Source organism: Streptomyces sp. TRM64462 (assembly GCF_013362995.1).
In the GTDB taxonomy this organism is placed as follows: Bacteria; Actinomycetota; Actinomycetes; order Streptomycetales; family Streptomycetaceae; genus Streptomyces.
Genome location: NZ_JABWDV010000259.1, coordinates 1 through 17,627 on the forward strand (window position 1 = coordinate 1; position 17,627 = coordinate 17,627).

The 17,627-nt window shown below is 72.0% G+C and carries 11 protein-coding genes; 3 read left to right on the forward strand and 8 right to left on the reverse strand.

What is annotated here, in order from left to right:
* Nucleotides 1-65: 65 nt before the first annotated feature.
* The 3 genes from HTZ82_RS12295 to HTZ82_RS12305 all read right to left on the reverse strand — a co-directional run bounded on the left by HTZ82_RS12295 (nucleotide 66) and on the right by HTZ82_RS12305 (nucleotide 3,791).
* Nucleotides 66-989, reverse strand: a complete 924-nt coding sequence (locus HTZ82_RS12295) for a carbohydrate ABC transporter permease (RefSeq protein WP_175409386.1) — start codon at nucleotides 987-989, stop codon at nucleotides 66-68.
* A complete protein-coding gene (locus HTZ82_RS12300) occupies nucleotides 986-2,029 on the reverse strand; it encodes an ABC transporter permease (RefSeq protein WP_375540806.1) in 1,044 nt (347 codons plus the stop codon). The genes HTZ82_RS12295 and HTZ82_RS12300 overlap by 4 nt, the downstream gene beginning before the upstream one ends.
* Before the next feature lie 67 nt (nucleotides 2,030-2,096).
* On the reverse strand, nucleotides 2,097-3,791 hold the full coding sequence (locus HTZ82_RS12305) for an extracellular solute-binding protein (RefSeq protein WP_175409387.1): 1,695 nt from the start codon (nucleotides 3,789-3,791) through the stop codon (nucleotides 2,097-2,099).
* Between the two features lie 340 nt (nucleotides 3,792-4,131).
* Between HTZ82_RS12305 and HTZ82_RS12310 the strand changes: the two genes are divergently transcribed.
* The 3 genes from HTZ82_RS12310 (at nucleotide 4,132) to HTZ82_RS12320 (ending at nucleotide 11,249) form a co-directional block, all read left to right on the forward strand.
* The gene (locus HTZ82_RS12310; RefSeq protein WP_175409388.1) at nucleotides 4,132-7,005 is read left to right on the forward strand and encodes a glycoside hydrolase family 3 C-terminal domain-containing protein; all 2,874 of its coding nucleotides are present in this window, start codon (nucleotides 4,132-4,134) and stop codon (nucleotides 7,003-7,005) included.
* Nucleotides 7,006-7,133: 128 nt separating this feature from the next.
* Entirely contained in the window at nucleotides 7,134-9,326 is a 2,193-nt protein-coding gene (locus tag HTZ82_RS12315; RefSeq protein WP_254711802.1) for a SpoIIE family protein phosphatase, read from the forward strand.
* A gap of 174 nt (nucleotides 9,327-9,500) precedes the next feature.
* The gene (locus HTZ82_RS12320; RefSeq protein WP_175409389.1) at nucleotides 9,501-11,249 is read left to right on the forward strand and encodes an RNA polymerase sigma factor; all 1,749 of its coding nucleotides are present in this window, start codon (nucleotides 9,501-9,503) and stop codon (nucleotides 11,247-11,249) included.
* A gap of 3 nt (nucleotides 11,250-11,252) precedes the next feature.
* On the opposite strand, the gene HTZ82_RS12325 is transcribed toward HTZ82_RS12320, so the two are convergent.
* Genes HTZ82_RS12325 through HTZ82_RS12345 form a run of 5 tightly spaced genes read right to left on the reverse strand, consistent with a single transcriptional unit; the run spans nucleotide 11,253 to nucleotide 17,403 of the window.
* Entirely contained in the window at nucleotides 11,253-12,443 is a 1,191-nt protein-coding gene (locus HTZ82_RS12325; RefSeq protein ID WP_175409390.1) for an aldose epimerase family protein, read from the reverse strand.
* A 26-nt stretch (nucleotides 12,444-12,469) separates the two neighbouring features.
* Complete coding sequence (mmsB, locus tag HTZ82_RS12330; protein ID WP_175409391.1) at nucleotides 12,470-13,702, reverse strand: multiple monosaccharide ABC transporter permease; 1,233 nt, start codon at nucleotides 13,700-13,702, stop codon at nucleotides 12,470-12,472.
* Nucleotides 13,703-13,711: 9 nt separating this feature from the next.
* Nucleotides 13,712-15,247, reverse strand: coding sequence for a multiple monosaccharide ABC transporter ATP-binding protein (gene mmsA / locus HTZ82_RS12335; protein WP_175409396.1), 1,536 nt, complete (start codon nucleotides 15,245-15,247; stop codon nucleotides 13,712-13,714).
* A gap of 41 nt (nucleotides 15,248-15,288) precedes the next feature.
* A complete protein-coding gene (chvE, locus tag HTZ82_RS12340) occupies nucleotides 15,289-16,407 on the reverse strand; it encodes a multiple monosaccharide ABC transporter substrate-binding protein (protein WP_175409392.1) in 1,119 nt (372 codons plus the stop codon).
* A gap of 3 nt (nucleotides 16,408-16,410) precedes the next feature.
* Nucleotides 16,411-17,403 carry a hypothetical protein gene (locus HTZ82_RS12345; protein WP_175409393.1) on the reverse strand — a complete coding sequence of 331 codons (993 nt, stop codon included), beginning with the start codon at nucleotides 17,401-17,403 and terminating at the stop codon, nucleotides 16,411-16,413.
* Between the last annotated feature and the right edge of the window lie 224 nt (nucleotides 17,404-17,627).

Here is a 17,627-nt window from a genome sequence, read left to right on the forward strand (position 1 = left end):
GCCGGGGCGGCGGCGGTCACGACCCGGCAGACGCCCGTCGGAGCGGGCGGGGCGGCGCCGTGCGCTCAGCCCTTGACGGCGCCCGTCAGCATGCCCTTCTTGAAGTGCTTCTGGACGAACGGCGACGCGATCGCGACCGGCAGCAGCGCCATCACCATGACGGCCATCTGCACCGACAGCGGAGAGAGCTGACCCGTCCTGATCACCTGGGCCAGACCCGTCGGCGGCTCCTGCTTCTGCACGATCTGGATCATGACGTTCTGCAGTGGCATCATGTCCTGATCGGTCAGATAGATCGACGCGTTGAACCACGCGCTCCAGTACCCGACCGCGTAGAACAGCGCGATCACGGCGATCACCGCCCTCGACAGCGGCATGACGATCCGCCACAGGATCCGGAAGTCACCCGCCCCGTCGATCCGCGCGCTGTCGATCAGCTCCTGCGAGATGTTCATGAAGAACGCCCGCAGCACCAGGATGTTGAAGACGCTCACCGCACTCGGCAGGATCAGCGCCAGATACGTGTCGGTCAGTCCCAGCGCCTGCACCAGCAGATACGTGGGGATCAGCCCGGCGCCGAAGAACATCGTCGCCAGCAGCGTCATCAGGATCCAGCGGTGCCCCAGCGAGCCGGACCGGGACAGTCCGTACGCGCACAGCACCGACACCGTCATGCTGAACAGCGTGCCGACGACCGTGACCCCCAGGCTGACCAGCGCCGCCCGCTGCACCTGGCCGCCGCTCAGCAGCTCCTGGTACGCGACGAACGTGATGTCCTTCGGGACGACGACAAGACCGCCCGCCTCCGTGATGGTCTTCCGGGACGACAGGCTCGTGACGACCACGATCCACAGCGGGAACAGGATCGCGAAGCACGCCCCGGCCAGCACCAGGCCCTTCGCGGCGAGCCCCGCCTTCCGGGGCTCCTCCTCCCACACCGGGCGGGGCGGCGCCGCCCACCGCCTCGGAGTCGACGACAGCGACGTCACTTCTTGTACACCCCCTGCTCACCCATCAGATGGGCGACCTTGTTGGCCGTGAGGACCAGTCCCAGCCCCACGACGCCCTTGATCAGACCGGCGGCCGCCGCGTAGCTGAAGTCCTGGTTGCGCAGACCCGTCCACCACACGTACGTGTCGAGGACCTCTGCCGCGTCCGGCCCCACGGCGTCCCGTTGCAGCAGCAGCTGCTCGAAGCCGACCGTCAGCGCGTCGCCGACGCGCAGCACGAGCAGCAGGGCGATCACCGGGCGCAGCGCGGGCAGCGTCACATGCCACATCCGCCGCCAACGGCCGGCGCCGTCCATCGCGGCCGCCTCGTACAGGTCCTGACTGACCGCCGACAGCGCGGCGAGGAAGACGATGACGCCCCAGCCGGCGTCCTTCCAGATGCCCTCCGACGTCACCAGGAACTTGAAGAACCCCGGGTCCGTCATCAGGTCGAAGCCCTCGATGCCGTGCTGCCGCAGCGTCTGGGCGATGATGCCGGCGCCGCCGAAGATCTGCTGGAAGACGGTGATGACCAGCACCCAGGAGAAGAAGTGCGGCAGGTACATGACCGCCTGGGCGACCGCCCGCACCCGGGGCCGGACGACGCTGTTGATCAGCAGCGCCAGCAGGATCGGTACCGGGAAGAACAGCACGAGCTGGAGGAAGAACAGCACCAGCGTGTTCTCCACGGCCCGCCAGAACGCCGAGTCCGCGAAGATCCGCTCGAACTGCTCGAACCCGATCCACGGGCTCTCCAGCATCGCCACGAAGCCGTTCTCGCTGAGGTACGGGTCGTAGTCCTGGAACGCCACCACGTTGCCGAGCACCGGGACGTAGTTGAACACCAAGACCAGCAGCAGCGCGGGCACCGTCATCAGAATGAGCGCCCGGTCCCGCCGGAACTTGATCCGCAGACCCAGCTTCCGCGGCCCGCCCCCGGGACCGGTGGCCGCCGCGGCGGCCGCGCGGGGGGCGGGCACACCTCCGGGCCCACCGCCCGGCGCGCCTCCGGGTGCGTCGCCGGGTGCGTCCACGGTCACGTCGTCGGCGGTACCGCCCCGTACCGTGCTGTGCTGCGACACGGTTCTCTCCTTGCGTGTCGGCGTGTCAGTTCGCGGCGGAGCCGGTCTCGTCGAGGAGCTTGCGGTACCAGTCGCGCAGCTTGTCGCCGCCCTTGCTCTTCCATTCGGACACGGCCTGCTGGACGTCGCTGACCTTCTTGCGGCCCCGCACCACGTCGTCCTCCAGCTGCTCGAAGTCGTCGGCGAGGTTGGTCCACTGGGACGGCTCCGTCACCGTCAGCCCGTAGAAGGACGTCTTCGTCGTGAACGCGCCCATCCGCTGCTGCCATTCGACCTGCGCCCTGGCGATGTCCGGGTGGTCCGGGTGCGCGATGTACGGCGCGGGGTCGCCGGTCAGGTCGAAGGCGGACGTCACCTGGTTCAGCCCGGTGTCGTTCTTGACGGGCAGGCCCTTCTGGTACGTGAAGTGGGTGCCCTCGATGCCGTAGTCGACGAGCATGCGCTCCTTCGTGCCGTACGGCCCCGCGCAGAAGTTGGCGATGGCCAGGAAGTCCCGTACGACCGCCTCGGACGCCTTCTTGCTGACGAAGGTGAAGATGCCCGCCGGCTGCTGGGCGAAGAGCTTCGGGGCCGAGCCGTCCGCCCCGAAGATGTCCATCGCGCTGATCTTGAACTCGGGGTTCTGCTTGGCCTGTTCGGCGGTCTTCGAGTACCAGTGGGACAGGTCGTTGTTGTAGACGAGGACCTGGCCGGACGTGAACCGGTTGCCGGAGTCTCCCTGGTTCTGGGCGAACGCGTCCGGATGGACGAAGCCGCCCGCGTACAGCTTGCGCGTCCATTCGAGGGCTTCCAGGTACTCCTGGGTCTCGATCCGGTTGACCAGGGTGCCGTCGACCATGTTCCACCACAGCGCCTTGTCGCTGCCCGGGAACACCCCGAACACCTGGAACGCGGTCCACTTCATGTCGTCGCAGGCCCACACCTTGCTCTTCGCGGCGGTGGCCTCCTTCGCCCACGCCAGGAACTCGTCGGCGGACTTCGGCACCTGCCAGCCGCGCCGGGCGAAGACGTCCTGCCGGTAGAACGGCGCGATGTTGGGGACGAACGGGGCGGGCATCGGGATGCCGCGCAGCGCCCCGCCGAAGATGGCCCGCTGCCAGGCGTCCGTCGGCACGGCCGCCAGGTTCGGGTAGTCCTTCACCCTGTCGCCGGACAGGTACGGGCCGAGGTCGGCGAACTTGGCGTTCACGGCGCTCGGGATCTTGCCGGTGAGGTTCCAGCCCGGCACGACCACGACGTCCGGGATGTCGCTGGAGGCGAGCACCGCGCCCAGCTTCTCGTCGTACGTGTTGCCGTCCTGGTTCTGCCACTGCGTCGTGACGCCGATGGCCTCGTTCATCGCCTTGTACCACGGGTTGTCGCTCGGCGGCGGCGAGCCCCACAGCGGCGCCATGATCCGCACGGTGCCGCCCTTGCCCAGCTTCTCCGGCACCGACGTCTTCAGCTGCGCCGCGGCGATCGCGGCCGTGAAACCGGCCGACGAGCCGTTCTTCGACGGGATGTCGGGCTCCACGACGTTCTGCGGCACATACGTGGGGAGGATCTTCGCCGCCTCCTTGCCGCTGGTGGCGCCGTCCTTCCGTTCGCTGCGCGAACCCCCTCCGCAGGCGGCGAGCAACGGCACCCCGCCCGCCACCGCGGCCGCTGCGACCGCCGTGGAGGCGAGGAAGCTTCTCCGGCTCGGTGAGGAGTGCGGAGCGGAGGAGGAGTTCGGCGTCATTGCGTCAACCCTTCATGGCGCGCCGAGGCATCCGGCGCGATGCGCCGGCCGGCGGAGTGTCGAGGAAGGAGGAAAGCTGCGTGAGCTGGGTGGGCTGCGTGTCGAGCGTGTCGAAGCGCTTCGATGTTGCTGCGAGGTTAAGTGAACGAAACCAGCCGCACAAGGCCCGTTGGCAAGATTCCCCGAACCTCGGGAGAGCCGCAGGTGGGCCGTAAGGGGCCGTGCTGCCCGGACGCAACCGAGATGTTGCCGAGGTGTGTCTTGACACCCGCACATCACCAGTCAGAGCATCGAAGCGCTTCGAAAGATCGCTTCCGCATCTCCACAAGGGGACTCCCACGTGACCGCAGACCGGCTGCCTTTCCGTGACCCGCAGCTGCCGTTCGGCAAGCGCGTCGACGACCTCCTCGGGCGGCTCACGCTCGACGAGCGGATCGCGATGCTCCATCAGTTCGGGCCCGCCGTCGACCGCCTGGGCGTCGCCGCGTTCCGCACCGGCCAGGAAGCCCTGCACGGCGTCGCCTGGATGGGCCCCGCCACCGTCTTCCCGCAGGCCGTCGGGCTCGGCGCCACCTGGAACGACGACCTCGTACGCCGCGTCGGCGAAGCCGTCTCGCGCGAGGTCCGCGCCATGCGCGCCCGCGACGACCGCGTCGGCCTCAACGTGTGGGCCCCCACCGTCAACCTGCTCCGCCACCCGCTGTGGGGCCGCGGCGAAGAGGGCTACTCCGAGGACCCCGCCCTCACCTCCGCCATCGCCACCGCCTACACGCGCGGCCTGCGCGGCGACCACCCCGCGTACTGGCGCACCGCCCCCGTCCTCAAGCACTGGCTCGCCCACAACAACGAGACGGACCGCTCCACCGCCTCCGCCTCCGTCCCGCCCCGCGTCCTCCACGAGTACGACCTGCCGGCCTTCCGCGGCGCCGTCGAGGCGGGCGGCGTCGCCGGCGTCATGCCCGCGTACAACCTCGTCAACGGCCGCCCCAACCACCTCTCGCCCTACCTGAGCGAGCACCTCCGCACCTGGACCGACCGCGAACTCCTCGTCTGCTCCGACGCCGGCGCCCCCAGCAACCTCGTCGACTCCGAGCACTACTTCACCACCCACGAGGAGGCCACCGCCGCCGCGCTGCGCGCCGGGGTCGACAGCTTCACCGACCACGGCACCGACAGCTCGCAGATCATCGCGCGCGTGCGCGGCGCCCTCGACCAGGGCCTCATCGACGAGAGCGACATCGACACCGCCGTACGACGCCAGCTCCACGTCCGCTTCGCGCTCGGCGAGTTCGACCCGGACCTGGACCCGCACACGAAGACGGCGGCCTTCGACACCCCCGAACACCGGGCCCTCGCCCGGGAGGCCGCCGAACAGGCCGTCGTCCTCCTCACCAACGACGGCACCCTGCCCCTCGACCCCGACGCCGGACTGCGCGTCGCGGTCGTCGGCCCGCTCGCCGACGAGTGCAAACTCGACTGGTACAGCGGCACCCTCCTCCACCGCTCCAGCCCGCTCGACGGCCTGCGCGCCCGCTTCGGCGCCGACCGCGTCACCCACGCCGAAGGCGCCGACCGGATCCGGCTGCGCTGCGCGGCAGGACTCCTCCGCGTCCCCGAGTCCGACGCCGCCGACCACGTACGCGGCGCCGAGGGCGCCCTCGACCCGGCCCTCCTCGCCGGCCGCACCGACCTGCCCCCGCTCACCGCCGCACCCGGCGCGGAGCACGGCACCGAGTTCGCCCTCACCGACTGGGGCGGCGGCGTCCTCACGCTCCGCGCCGCCGACGGCCGCTACCTGTCGGTCGCCGACGACCGGCGCGTACGGGCCGCCGCCGACCAGCCGGGCGGCTGGGTCGTCCAGGAGACGTTCCGGCTCGAACCACACGGGGACGGGCACCTCCTGCGGCACATCGGGACGGGTGGCTACGTCTCCGTCGCCGCCGACGGCGCGAAGGTTGCCGCCCCGGACGAGGAAGTCCCCGCCGTCTTCACCGTCGAGACCGTCGAACGCGGCACCGACGAGGTGGCCCACGCCGCCGCCGACGCCGACGTCGTGATCGTCGTCGCCGGCAACGACCCGCACATCAACGGCCGCGAGACCGAGGACCGCACCACGCTCGCCCTGCCCGACGCCCAGGACCGGCTCTGGCGCGCCGCCCACACCGCCAACCCCCGTACCGTCCTCGTCCTCGCCTCCTCCTACCCGTACGCCGTCGGCGACGCGGCCGCCGCACTGCCCGCCCTGCTCTGGACCGCGCACGGCGGCCAGGCGGCCGGGGACGCGCTCGCCCGCGTCCTCGCAGGCGACGTCTCCCCGGCAGGCCGGCTGCCCCAGACCTGGTACGCCGCCGACGACGACCTCCCGGACCTCCTCGACTACGACGTCATCGGCAGCCGCCAGACCTACCTCTACTTCGACGGCCGGCCCCTCTTCCCGTTCGGGCACGGCCTCACGTACACGGACGTCGCGTACACGGACCTGACCGCCGAACGCACCGGCGGCGACACCGTCCGCGTCGCCTTCACCGTCACCAACACCGGCCGCACCGCCTCCGACGAGGTCGCCCAGCTCTACGTACGGGCCAACGGCCCGTCCGTGCCGCGCCCGCACCGCGCGCTGCTCGCCCACCGGCGCGTCCACCTCGCGCCGGGCGCCGGGCGGATCCTGGAGTTCGACGTGCCCGTCTCCGCGCTGGGCTTCTGGGACGTCGCCCACGGCCGCTGGACGGTGGAACCCGGCACGTACACGTTCCTCGCGGGCGCCTCCAGCGCCGACATCCGGCTCACCGCGGACGTCGCCGTCGACGGGCCGCCGCGCGCGCCCCGGCCCGTCCTGGAGCGCGGCCTGGCGGCGGCCGACCACGACGAGCAGCGGGGCACCGTGATCGCGGACCGCGCCAAGGTGTCCGGCGACTGCGTCACGCCGGCGGGCGGCGACGGGCCGGGCGAGCTGCTGTTCCGCGCGTGCGACCTCGGCGACGCCGGCGTCCGCGCCGCCACGCTCGACGTCTCCGGCACGGGCACCGTCGCCCTCGCCCTCGCCGACGGCACGCCCCTCGGACACACCGACGTCGCGGCGCCGGGCGGCCCGTACGACTACGTCACCGTCGAGATCCCGGCCGTGAGCGCCGCCCACGGCGTCCACGACCTGCGGATCACCCTGACCGGCACCGTACGCCTCGCCCACGTGGCGTTCACCCGCACGGCGGGCTGACCGGACCCGCCGGGCGCCGTTCCCGCCCCCGCCGGACTGCGGCCCGTGGTCCGGCGGGGCACGCTGGAGGCGTGGAGCGTAGCGTGCGTCCGGAGACGCGGGAGCTGGGCGCCGCCCTGGCCACCGCCATGGAGGACACCGGCGCCTCCGTCGGCATGGTGTACCTCCTGCCGCCCGACGGCCGGGCGCTGCGCCTCGCCGTGCTCAGCGGCGTGCCCCTCGACATCGCCGCGCCCTGGACCAGGGTCGCGCTCGACGACCCCATCCCGGTCGCGCACGCCGTGGCGGAGCAGCGCCTGGTGTGGGTCGGCGACCAGGAGGAGATGGCCCGCCACTACCCGCGCCCCGGCCTCGTCCTGCCGTACCGCTTCTCGCTGGCCGCCGTGCCGCTGTCCACCGACGCCGCCCGCTGGGGCGGCCTCGTCATGCTCTGGCCGGGCGACCACCCGCCCGTACTGTCGGACGAGGAGACCGACGCGGTACGGTCCGGCAGCGCCCGGATGGCCGCCGTCCTGGAGCGCGCCGCCCACGCCGGGAACCCGGTACGGCCCGAGCGGCCGCCCCTCGTCGTGCACCCGCACCGGCCCGTGCCCCCGCCGCACCAGGCGGCCGCCGCCGTCGCCTTCGCCGACCGCCTGCCCGGCGGGAGCTGCGCCCTCGACCTGGACGGCCGCATCACCTTCGTCACCCCGGCAGCCGCCGGACTGCTCGGCGTGCCCGTGGCGCGGCTCCTGGGCGCGCTGCCGTGGGAGGCACTGCCCTGGATGGACGACCCCGTCGTCGAGGACCGGTACCGCGCGGCCGTCATCAGCCGCGAGACCGTCGCGTTCACGGCCGTACGCCCGCCAGGCCACCGGCTCCGCTTCCGCCTCCACCCGGACGCCACCGGCATCAGCGTCCGCATCACCCCCGCACCGGCTTCGCCGTCCGACGACCTGGCGGCCGGCGGCCCGGAGAGCAGCCTCGCGGCCACCACCGAGGCGGGCACCACGGCGGCGGGCACCACCGAGGCGGCCGGCGCACAGGCGGCCACAGCGGAGGCGGCCACCGCTGAGGAGACCGCACCCGGCCGCGCGATCTCGTCCGCCGGGGCGATCGGCCGCGCGGGCGCCCTCTACCACCTCGTCCACCTCGCGGCGACCCTCACCGAGGCCGTCGGCGTCCAGGACGTCGCGGAGCAGACCGCCGAGCAGATGACCCCCGCCCTCGGCGCCCAGTCGCTCGCGCTGCTCATGGCGGAGGACGGGCGGCTGCTGCTGGTCGGCCAGAGCGGCTGCGGCCCCGAACTCGCCGAGCGCCTCTACTCCGTCCCCCTCACCTCCGACGTCCCCGTCGTACGGGTCCTCGCCTCCGGCGCGCCCCTGTTCTTCGGCGACTCCGAGGAACTGCGGTCCACCTGCCCCGGCGCCGTCCCGCCGTCCGCGCGCGGAGCGTGGGCGTTCCTGCCGCTCATCGCGTCAGGCCGGCCCGTCGGCTCCCTCGTCCTCGGCTACGCCCGCCCCCGCGTCGTCAGCTCCGGCGAGCGCGCCATCCTCATCTCCCTCGCCGGACTCGTCGCGCAGGCCATGGACCGCGCCCGCCTGTACGACGCCAAGCACGAGCTCGCCCACCGCCTCCAGGCGGGCCTGCTGCCGCACAGCCTGCCCCGCGTACCCGGCCTGGACATCGCGGCCCGCTATCTGCCCGCCGCCGTCGCCATGGGCATCGGCGGCGACTTCTACGACGTCATCCGGCTCGGCGCGACGACCGCCGCCGTCACCATCGGGGACGTCCAGGGCCACAACGTCGAGGCGGCGGCGCTCATGGGCCAGGTACGCACCGCCGTCCACGCCTCGGCGGGCGCACCGCCCGGCGAGGTGCTCGCCCGCACCAACCGGCTCCTGATGGACCTGGACCCGGGCCTGTTCACGAGCTGCCTGTACGCCCACCTCGACCTGGCGGGCCACCGCGCCGTCATCGCCACCGCCGGGCACCCACCGCCGCTGTGCCGCCACCCCGACGGCACCACCGAGACCCTGGACGTACCGCCCGGGCTCCTCCTCGGCATCGACTCCACCGCCACCTATCCGGCCACCGAACTGCCGCTCGCCCCCGGCACCGTCCTCGCCCTCTACACGGACGGCCTGGTCGAGGCACCCGGCGTCGACATCCGCGACGCCACCGACGAACTCGCCGCGCGGCTGTCCCACCTCGCCGACGGCGCGGCGCTCACCATGGACGACGTCGCCGACGCGCTCGTCCGCGACGCGCGCGGCACCGTGCCCCGCAACGACGACATCGCGCTCGTCCTGCTGCGCATCCAGGAGGACACGGGCGCCTGACTTTCTGTTATCCGCGGCCGCCGCATCCGCCTCCTGTGTACCGGCATGCGGCGGATGCGACCAGCTCGGCTTCGGTACGCCGCGACACGCCAAGTAGCCTCACCTGCAACACACGCAACACACGCAACACGCGCCACCACCACGCCGTGACCCGGCACCGACGAAGGAGCTCCGGTGAACCGCCGCACGACCCAGGCCGCCCGCGAGGGCGACCGGGCGGCCCTCGACGCACTCCTGAGCGGCCATCTGCCGCTGCTCTACAACATCGTCGGCCGCGCGCTCGACGGCCATCCGGACGTCGACGACATCGTGCAGGAGACCATGCTGGACGCCGTGCGCGGCATCGGTGAGCTGCGCGACCCGGCCGCCTTCCGGTCATGGCTGGTGGCCATCGCGACGCACCGGATACGCGACCGGGACAGGCGGCGGCGCACCGCGCCCGCCCCGGTCGCGGACCCTGACGCGGTGCCCGAACGGCCCGGCGCGGCCGCCGACTTCACGGAGCTGACGATCCTGCGGCTGGGCCTCGCCGGGCAGCGCCGTGAGGTCGCCGAGGCCACCCGCTGGCTGGACCCGGGCGACCGCCGCGTCCTGTCCCTGTGGTGGCTGGAGGTCACGGGCGAGCTGACCCGTCCCGAACTCGCCCGGGCCCTCGGCCTGAGCCGCCCGCACACCGCCGTCCGCGTCCAGCGCCTCCGGGAGCGGCTCGACGCGGCCCGCTCGCTCGTCCGCGCCCTGGACGCCGACCCGCGCTGCCCCGACCTGGACCGGGTGACCGCCGCCTGGGACGGCACGCCCGGCTCGGTCTGGCGCAAGCGCATCGCCCGCCATCTGCGAGCCTGCCCCCGCTGCGGCCGCCCCGCCCCCGACCGCGTACCGGCCGAGCGGCTCATCGCCGGGCTCGCCCTGGTCCCGGTCCCGGCCGGGCTGACCGTCGCGGCGCTGCTGAAGGCCGCCCCGGGCACCGCCATGGCCGCAGCGGGCGCCACAGGCACCACAGGCACCACGGGCACGGCCGGCGCCACAGCGACCACGGGGGCGTCCTCCGGGGCGTCGTCCGGCGCGTTCTCCGGTGCCCTGAAGCTGAAGCTGCTGGCCCACCCCGTCGCCGTCGCCGCCGCCGGCGTCACGCTCGCCGCGGGCGGCGTCTACGTCGTCCAGGACCGGCACCCCGCCCCGCCCCCGGCCGCCGCCTCCGCCCCCACGGCGGCCACGAAACCGGCCGCCGCGCCACCGTCCCGTACCCCCGCGTCCCCGCCCACGACGCCCGCCGCACCCACTCCGACCGGGAGCCCGAGCCCGACCCCGAGCCCCCGCCCCAGCGCCGCCCCCGCCCCCCGCTACGGCAGCGTCGTCGACGGTCCCGAACCGGCACCCGACCCCTCACGGGCCCCCGCCCCGCTGCCGTACCGCCCCGCCCCCGGTCTCACCGCCACCGGGGAGACCGTCATGGAGCACCGCGACGACACGATCACGCTCACCGGGCGCGGCTACGTACGCGTCCGCTGGCAGCTCGTCCCCGAGCAGCGGCCCGGCCACGTCGTCATGCCCACCTGGACCGGCCTGGACGGCAGGCTGTTCCACGTCGCCTCCGGCGGCGGCCGCCGCCTCGACGACCAGATCCCCACCTCGCCCGTCCGCCCGCATACCTGGATGGGCTCCGACGCCACCGGCTACGCGGTGCTGCCGCCCGGCACCCAGCAGATGTGGCAGAACGAGTACTACTACCTCGACGGCACCGTCACGCTCCGCCAGAACGAGCGCGGCGCCGACTACAACCTCTCCGTACGGCCGGTCACGCCCGACGACATCACCCGGGACGTCACGAGCCCCCCGGACCCGGAGCGGAACATCGTCCGCTACGGACACGTCCGCGGCACGGGCACCGACGCGGCGCCCGTGCCGCAGCACATCGTGGAGTGACCGTCAGCGTGCCGAGAAGGCGTGCACCGTCACCGACCGGTACGTCTCGCCCGGCCGCAGCACCGTCGACGGGAAGTCCGGCTTGTTCGGCGAGTCCGGGAAGTGCTGGGTCTCCAGGCACAGCCCGTCGCCCTGCCGGTACGTGCGCCCCGAAGGCCCGGTGAGGGTGCCGTCCAGGAAGTTCCCCGAGTAGAACTGCATGCCGGGCTCGGTCGTCGCCATCCGCATCGTCCGGCCCGACACCGGGTCGTACAGGGTCGCCGCGTACTCCGGTGTGCGCGTGATGCCCTTGTCGAGCACCCAGTTGTGGTCGAAGCCCTTGGCCTGCACCAACTGCGGGTGCGCCGTGCGGATGTCCCGTCCGATCGGCTTGCCGTACCGGAAGTCGAACGGGGTGCCCGCGACCTTCGCCCGCTCCCCGGTCGGGATGAGCGTCGCGTCGGTCGGCGTGTAGCGGGACGCGGGCAGCCGCAGCCTGTGGCCGAGGATGTCGCCGCGGCCCTCGCCGGCCAGGTTGAAGTAGGTGTGGCTGGTCAGGTTGACCACGGTGGGCCGGTCCGTGGTGGCCGCGTAGTCGATCCGCCAGGAGCCGTCGCCGCCCAGCGTGTACGTGACGGTGGTGTCGAGACGTCCCGGGTAGCCCATCTCGCCGTCGGCGCTCACGTACCGCAGCACCAGGCCGACGCCTGCCGCGCCGCCGAAGGGCTCCACGTCCCAGACCCGCTTGTCGAACCCCGCCTCCCCGCCGTGCAGGCTGTTCGGCCCGTCGTTGACGGACAGCCGGTACTCCTGCCCGTCCAGCGTGAACCGGCTCCCGCCGATCCGGTTGCCGTAGCGGCCGATGAGCGCCCCGAAGTAGGGGCTGGACGACACATAGTCCTCCAGCCGCTCGAAGCCCAGCGACACATTGGCGTACCGGCCGCGCCGGTCCGGTATCTCCAGGGACTGCACGATGCCGCCGTACGACAGCACCTTCATCCGCGTGCCGCCGTTCTCCAGCGTCCAGCGGTGCACCTTCGTCCCGTCGGCGAGCGTGCCGAACAGCTCCTTCACGGGCTTCACCGGCTTCACGGGCCTCACAGGGTTCCTGACCTCTCGCGCGTAGGCGGTGCCCGGGGTCGCGGCGACCGCGGTGAGTCCTGCCGCGGCGGCCGTGGCGGCCGTGGCCAGTACGGTCCTTCTGCTCGTTTCCATCGCTGCTCCTGAGGAAGAGGAGGGGGTCACTTGCCGGCCTTGCGCTTGTTCCACACGTCGAACCCGACTGCCGCGAGCAGCACGAGGCCCTTGATGACCTGCTGGTAGTCGGTGCCGATGCCGACCAGCGACATACCGTTGTTCAGCACGCCCAGCACGAGGCCGCCGATCACGGCGCCCATCACCGTGCCGACACCGCCGCTCATCGACGCGCCGCCGATGAACGCGGCCGCGATGGCCTCCAGTTCGAAGTTGAGGCCCGCCTGCGGGGTGCCCGCGTTGAGCCGCGCCGCGTACACGCACCCGGCCAGGGCCGCGAGCACGCCCATGTTGACGAAGACCAGGAACGTGACCCGCTTGTCCTTGACGCCCGACAGCTTCGCCGCGGCCTTGTTGCCGCCCAGCGCGTACACGTGTCGGCCGACGACGGCGTTGCGCATCACATAGCCGAGGCCGATGAGCAGCGCGCACATGATGAGCATGACCACCGGCACACCGTGGAACGAGGCCAGCGTCAGTGTGAACGCCACCACCGCCGCGGTGATCGCCGTGCACTTCGCCACCCACACGCCCATCGGCAGCACGTCCAGCTCGTGGGCGAGCTGCCGCTTGCGGTCCCGCATCTCCCGCACCAGCAGGAACACCACGGCGGCCAGGCCGATGAGCAGCGTCGGGTTGTGGTACTGCGTGTACGGGCCCATCTCCGGGATGAAGCCCTTGGCGAGGTTCTGGAAGCCCTCGGGGAACGGCGCGATCGACTGGCCCTCCAGCACGATCTGCGTCAGCCCGCGGAACAGCAGCATGCCCGCGAGGGTCACGATGAACGACGGGATGCCCAGATACGCGATGAAGTAGCCCTGCCAGGCCCCGGCCACCGCGCCGATGAGCAGCGCGAGGATCAGCGCGGGCACCCACGGGATGTCGTGTTTGACCATCATCACCGCCGACATGGCGCCCACGAAGGCGACCAGGGAGCCGACGGACAGGTCGATGTGCCCGGCGATGATGACGATCATCATGCCCATGGCAAGGATGAGGATGTAGCTGTTCTGCTGGATCAGGTTGGAGACGTTGTTCGGCAGCAGCAGCGTGCCGTCCGTCCAGATCTGGAACAGCACGATGATGAACGCCAGCGCGATGAGCATGCCGTACTGGCGCATGTTGCCGCGCAGCCCGCGCAGGAGCACCTCGCGCGCCGACGGCTGCGCGGACGACGGACCGGGTGCCGCGTCCTTCGGGGGAGTGGTCGTGGTGGTCATGGCGGGGCCTCAGCTTCTGTTCATGGTCATCTGACGCATCAGGACTTCCTGGGTGGCGTCGGCGCGGTCGACCTCACCGGTCAGCCGGCCCTCGGCCATCGTGTAGATCCGGTCGCACATCCCGAGCAGCTCCGGCAGTTCGGAGGAGATGAAGAGCACCGCCTTGCCCTGGGCCGCCAGCCCGTCGATGACGGTGTAGATCTCGTACTTCGCGCCGACGTCGATGCCGCGCGTCGGCTCGTCGAGGATCAGCACGTCCGGGTCGGCGTGTATCCACTTGCTGAGGACGACCTTCTGCTGGTTGCCGCCGGACAGCCGCCCCACCTGCTCGGACACCGTCGGCGCCTTGATGTTCATGGTGTCGCGGTACCGCTCGGCGACCCGCCGCTCGTGGTGCTCGTCGACGACGCCGTGCCGCCGCATGCCGGGCAGGGACGCCAGCGAGATGTTGCGGGTGATGGTGTCGATGAGGTTGAGGCCGTACTGCTTGCGGTCCTCCGTGACGTACGCGATCCCGGCCGCCACGGCCGCGGGCACCGTCCGCGTCACCACCTCCCGGCCGTTCACCTCCACCGACCCGGCGGCATACCGCCCGTACGAACGGCCGAACACCGACATGGCCAGCTCGGTGCGGCCCGCGCCCATCAGACCCGCGATGCCCACGATCTCCCCGCGCCGCACCGTCAGCGACACGTCGTCCACGACGGTCCGCTGCTGGTCCACCGGGTGCCGCACGGTCCAGCCGCGCACCGCGAGCGCCACCTGCCCGGCGTCCTCGCCCTCGTACCGCGTCCGCTCGGGGAACCGCTGGTCCAGGTCGCGGCCGACCATGCCCCGGATGATCCGGTCCTCGGACAGCTCCGGCGCGTCCTCCGGGGCCTCCCGCACGGTGAGCGTCTCGATCGTCCGCCCGTCGCGCAGAATCGTCACGGCGTCCGCGATCCGCCGGATCTCGTTCAGCTTGTGCGAGATGATGATGCTCGCTATGCCCTGCTCGCGCAGCCCCAGGATGAGTTCCAGCAGCTTCGCGCTGTCCTCGTCGTTCAGCGCGGCCGTCGGCTCGTCCAGGATGAGCAGCCGCACCTCCTTCGACAGGGCCTTCGCGATCTCCACGAGCTGCTGCTTGCCCACGCCGAGCTCCGACACCGGCGTCTGCGGGTTCTCGTCCAGGCCGACCCGCTTCAGCAGCCGGCCCGCCGCGCGCAGCGTCCCGTTCCAGTCGATGACGCCGCGCACCGCCCGCTCGTTGCCGAGGAAGATGTTCTCGGCGATCGACAGATACGGGACGAGCGCCAGCTCTTGATGGATGATCACGATGCCGTGCCGCTCGCTGGCCCGGATGTCCTTGAAGGCCACCGGCTCGCCCTCGAAGCGGATCTCGCCCTCGTACGAGCCGTGCGGATGCACCCCGCTGAGGACCTTCATCAGCGTCGACTTGCCGGCGCCGTTCTCGCCGCAGACCGCGTGGATCTCCCCGGGCCGCACCGTCAGGTTCACCTCGGACAGCGCCGTGACCCCCGGGAACGTCTTGGTGATCCCGCGCATCTCCAGAACCGGCAGTGCGGCGTTCACTTCGGCAGCGGCGCTCACTTCAGCTGTCCCGCCGTGAAGTACCCCTCGTCGACCAGGAGCTGCGTGTTCGACTTGTCGATGCTCACCGGGTCCAGGAGGAAGGACGGCACGGCCTTCTTGCCGTTGTGGTAGTCCTTCGTGTTGTTGACCTCGGGCTCCCGCCCGTTCAGCACCGCGTCGCCCATCGCCACGGCCTGCGCGGCCAGCTTGCGGGTGTCCTTGAACACGGTCTGCGTCTGCTCGCCCGCGATGATCGACTTCACCGACGCCAGCTCCGCGTCCTGCCCGGTGACCACCGGCAGCGGCCGGCTCGCCGTGCCGTAACCGGCGCTCTTCAGCGCCGAGATGATGCCGATCGAGATGCCGTCGTACGGCGACAGCACCGCGTCGACCCGCGCGGCGCCGTAGCTCCGGCTGATCAGGTCGTCCATGCGCTTCTGCGCCGTGCCGCCGTCCCAGCGCAGCGTCGTCACCTGGTTCATCTGCGTCTGGCCGCTGCGCACCACCAGCTGACCGCTGTCCAGGTACGGCTTGAGGACCTTCATGGCGCCGTTGAAGAAGTACTTGGTGTTGTTGTCGTCGGGGGAGCCCGCGAACAGCTCGATGTTGTGCGGACGGCCCGCGCCCTTGCGCGGCTCGCCCAGCTTCAGCTTGTCGACGATGTACTGCGCCTGGAGCTGCCCGACCCGCTCGTTGTCGAACGACGCGTAGTAGTCGACGTGCTTGGTGCCCATGATCAGCCGGTCGTAGGAGATCACCGGGATCCCGGCGTCCTCCGCCCGCTGGAGCACCTCGGTCAGCGCGGCGCCGTCGATCGCGGCGACCACGAGGAGCCGCCGCCCCTTGGTGATCATGTTCTCGATCTGGGCGATCTGGTTCTCGACCTTGTCGTCGCCGTACTGCAGATCGGTCTCGTAGCCGGCCTTCTCGAACTGCTTCGCCATGTTCTCGCCGTCGGCGATCCACCGCTCGGACGCCTTGGTCGGCATGGCCAGACCGATCGTGCCGCCCTTGCCGGCCGGCGGTTTGTAGCGGCTGCCGCCCCGGGCCTCCTGGCCGCAGGCGGTGAGCGAGACGGTGAGCAGGGCCGCCGCGAGGGCGGCGCCCGTGATACGGGCTGTGCGGGTGCGCATGGATCAGTTCCCTTCCGGGACGGGGAAACGCCGGAGTTCACCCGGCAGCCGCGCGCCCAGCGGCGACATGCCGCCGTCCGCGCCGTGCCGGGCCAGCAGGTCGAGGACCAGACGCCCGCGCCGAACCCGCTCGCGTGCGGTCGCGAGGGTGAGGTCACGGAGCTGGGCACCGTACGGGTAGATGCCGGGGGAGCGGCTCAGCCCGAACTTCAGGTACAGGGGCGCGCCGCGCCGGATCAGCTCGGCCGCCTCGTACATCCGGATGTAGCCGCCCAGGTCGTCGGGGGCCTCGACGTACATGTCCATCGGTGCGCCGCTGACCCGGCGGATCTCCGTCAGGTGAGCGAGCGTCAGGTCCGACGGCACATTGATGGAGTCCGCGCCCAGCCGCTCGTACACGGCGTACGAGGCCGGGTTCACCGGGCCGGTCAGCGCGGACAGCTTGAAGGTGGTGTCCGCCGGCAGCTCACCGGCGGCGCGCATCCGGTGCAGCGTCCACAGCACGCCCTCGTCGGCGACCAGCAGACACCGCACCCCGAGCGCGGTGGCGCGCAGCGCGTCCTCGACACAGCCGGCCAGCGCGTCATGGCCACGCGCCCGCAGCCCGCCGCCGCCGGAGTCGGTACGGGTGGACGCGCCGATGTCCCATGTGCCGCGCGGCCCGGTGAACAGGCACAGCTCGATGTCGCGTCCGGCGCAGGACTCCACCATCTCGGTGATCTCGGCGTCGGTGAGCATCCACACGCCGCTGCCCTGGCTCACCCGGTGCACGGGCACGTCGAGCCGGGAGCTCTCCTTCAGGACGACGGCGAGCGCCTCGGGGCCCTCCACCGACGGGATCTCGGTGCGCCACACACCGCCGTCCGGGAAGGCGTGCGGGGAGGTGTCGGCCGGGTCGGGGCCGGGCGAGGGATGGCCGATGCGGGCCAGGGCATCGGCGCCCGGACGGCGGGGTGCTGACGGGGCGGTCACAGAACTCCTCAGGTCGTACGACATGGTGCGTGGATCGATCCCGGACGTTCGAAATCTCGGACGCCATTCGGAACGTGGGGTGTACGGCGGTACGGGGGCTGACAGGCGCACCCCGCACCGCCGTACGTCTAGGTCGTGTCCGGCGGATCATGCCTGGGCCGCGGGCCCTGGCACGCACGTCTGCCGCGTTGTCGTCAGTCGCGATGGCTCCGCCATCACTCCCTCCTCCGCCTTGCAGCCGCACGCAC